The organism is Aerococcus sp. HMSC23C02, assembly GCF_001806805.1.
GTDB classification, from domain to species: Bacteria; Bacillota; Bacilli; order Lactobacillales; family Aerococcaceae; genus Aerococcus; species Aerococcus sanguinicola.
Genome location: NZ_KV786063.1, coordinates 1 through 704, shown reverse-complemented (window position 1 = coordinate 704; position 704 = coordinate 1). Strand labels below are relative to the sequence as shown.

The following is a 704-nucleotide window of genomic DNA, read 5'->3' as shown; positions in this document are numbered from 1 at the left end:
TAGGCGATTGAGTAGCTAGCAAGGTATTTAGTCATTGGTACTATTGAAACTTATGTAGCTGAGTAACTAATAGCGTTTTGAGCGATAAAATGGATTCTAGGGCTGATGTATCTTAATTGTCTAAGTAAATAACTAAATCAATTGACATACGTATAAATAACACGTATAATAATAAGTGTAAGGAGGTTAGACATGTCTAAAACAAAACCTTACAGAAAAGTCGTTAAAGTGATGAAAAAAGCGGGTTGGCAACTTGACCATACAACAGGTTCTCATGAAATCTATGTTAAAGATGGCAAAACGTGCCCCGTGAAATGCACTAAGAAGGACATTCCTTCTGGCACTTTAACGAGTATTGAACGGATTACAGGGCTGAAGTTTTAGCCCTGAGTCCTTCTATAGAGGAGGCCCACCATGAAAAAAGTCATTTACCCTTGTATCATCACAGAAGAAGATAATGTTTATTATGCTGAATTCCCTGATTTTGAAGCTTGTTTTACTGATGGGGAAAGCTTTGAAGAGGCGGTTATTAATGCGAAGGATGTATTAGAAGGAACATTAACCGTCTATGCTAAAAAAGGAATCGATTTCCCAGAGGCAAATATGGATATTGTTGCCGAAAAAGGAAGAATCGTTTTTGTGGATGTGTGGCTAGCCCCAATCCTAGACCGTGCCAGCAATCAAGCCGTTAAGAAGACATTGAC

General features: G+C 38.2%; 2 protein-coding genes. Both read left to right on the top strand.

Going from position 1 to position 704, the window contains the following annotated elements; all coding sequences use genetic code 11:
• The first annotated feature begins 192 nt into the window (after positions 1-192).
• A complete protein-coding gene (locus HMPREF3090_RS09470; protein ID WP_067971975.1) occupies positions 193-384 on the top strand; it encodes a type II toxin-antitoxin system HicA family toxin in 192 nt (63 codons plus the stop codon).
• Between the two features lie 30 nt (positions 385-414).
• The coding region (locus HMPREF3090_RS09465) for a type II toxin-antitoxin system HicB family antitoxin (protein ID WP_070486570.1) at positions 415-704 on the top strand (290 nt) is incomplete at its 3' end.